The 1,579-nt window shown below is 56.4% G+C and carries 3 protein-coding genes; 1 reads left to right on the forward strand and 2 read right to left on the reverse strand.

The window, feature by feature from the left end; genetic code table 11:
• Nucleotides 1-58 precede the first annotated feature (58 nt).
• Nucleotides 59-1,018: an IS481 family transposase gene (locus tag ACP151_RS21355; RefSeq protein ID WP_424978291.1), complete on the forward strand. Its 960-nt coding sequence runs from the start codon at nucleotides 59-61 to the stop codon at nucleotides 1,016-1,018.
• On the opposite strand, the gene ACP151_RS21360 is transcribed toward ACP151_RS21355, so the two are convergent.
• Together ACP151_RS21360 and ACP151_RS21365 are read right to left on the reverse strand one after the other, a co-directional pair.
• Nucleotides 978-1,301, reverse strand: coding sequence for a hypothetical protein (locus ACP151_RS21360; RefSeq protein ID WP_424980788.1), 324 nt, complete (start codon nucleotides 1,299-1,301; stop codon nucleotides 978-980). The two genes, ACP151_RS21355 and ACP151_RS21360, sit on opposite strands and share 41 nt — an antisense overlap.
• Nucleotides 1,302-1,400: 99 nt before the next feature.
• Nucleotides 1,401-1,579: integrase core domain-containing protein (locus ACP151_RS21365; protein ID WP_424980789.1), on the reverse strand; the 179-nt coding region annotated here is incomplete at its 5' end.

Below are 1,579 nucleotides of genomic sequence, written 5' to 3' on the forward strand. Positions count from 1 at the left end.
GGTGTTTGATCCCATGGTTTGATGGTGCGATCTGTTCTTTGGAATGGAAGGAAGCACTATGGGACAAGTTCGTCACGGGAGCGCCACGACCACGCACGCTGTCAGAGCAGCAATACAGCGATCGCAAGCTTCGATCGCGGCGCTGAGCAAGGAACTCGGGATCAACCCGAAGACTGTTGCCAAGTGGCGAAAGCGCGAGACCGTTGAGGATCGCAAAACAGGGCCGAAAGAGCCTCGCTCAACCATTCTCAGTCAAGCCGAGGAGGCCATGATCGTCGCATTTCGGCGGCATACGCTACTGCCGTTGGATGATTGCCTCTATGCGCTCCAGCCCTCGATCCCGCATCTGACGCGGTCAGCGCTGCATCGGTGCCTTCAGCGGCATGGCATCTCGCGCTTGCCGGATGTCGGGGGCGACAAGCCTAAGCGGCAGAGGTTCAAGCGCTACCCCATCGGCTTTTTTCATATCGATATTGCCGAGGTGCAGACTGCGGAGGGCAAGCTGTATCTTTTCGTTGGCATTGACCGGACCAGCAAGTTTGCAGTCACCCACCTCGTCGACAAGGCAGATCGCAAGACCGCCTGGGAATTCCTCGAACATTTGCTCAAGGCGGTCCCTTATCGCATCCATACGATCCTGACCGATAACGGTATCCAGTTCGCCGAACAGCCACGAAACCGGAACAGAGTATACTCCCGGCAGATGCGCTTCGACATGATCTGTGAGGCCAACGGGATCGAGCATCGCCTGACCAAACCGAACCATCCGTGGACCAATGGCCAAGTCGAGCGGATGAACCGCACGATCAAAGAGGCGACAGTGAAGCGATACCACTACGAAAGCCACGATCAGTTACGAACACATCTCGGCGACTTCATGGCTGCCTACAACTTTGCCCGCAGACTCAAAACTCTCAGCGGCCTCACGCCCTACGAATACATCTGCAAAATCTGGACTTCAGAGCCAGATCGTTTCATCATCGATCCGATCCACCAGATGCCGGGACTGAACACCTAAGCAGCATCTGATGGCCGGCGCCGTTCTCTATCACCTCTCCAGCGTCCGTGGTCTGCAGGTGATTGTTCTCCAGGTCATTGAAATTCCGGATCCCCTTGGCACCGGATAGGTCGATGACCTCTTGAGCAGAGCTTGCCTTGAAATCTGTCACCGTGTTTTTGCCGCTGCTGAAAACGAAGGTGTCCGCGCCTTTGCCGCCGGTGAGTCGGTCGTCGCCGTTGCCGCCGTCCAAAGTGTCTGCACCCGCACAACCTTTCAAGGTGCCGTCGCCGACCTCGCCCACCAGCAAGTCACTAGGGTCAGGACTCATAGCCAGTAAATAACGATTGCGGCGAGGGCGATCTGAGCTACTCCCCTATGTTTGTACAGTTTCCGGCGTGGTTTAAGCTACTTTCTGCTCCTGCTGATCGGGTTGGGTTTCATTATTTCTCAGCCAATAGACCACGGCTGGAGGTTTGCTGCCAAGGGCGGAATGTGGGCGTTTGCGGTTGTAGAACTCGATCCATTTGCCGACACCGGCCTTCGCCTTCGCCTCTGACCCGGTTTCCCAGGCGTGCAGAT

The organism is Leisingera sp. S232 (genome assembly GCF_049800895.1).
Classification (GTDB): domain Bacteria; phylum Pseudomonadota; class Alphaproteobacteria; order Rhodobacterales; family Rhodobacteraceae; genus Leisingera.

What these genes read in the sequence shown, in the direction of transcription:
- ACP151_RS21355 (WP_424978291.1), top strand. Translation starts at nt 59, where the DNA reads ATGGGACAAGTTCGTCACGGGAGCGCCACGACCACGCACGCTGTCAGA.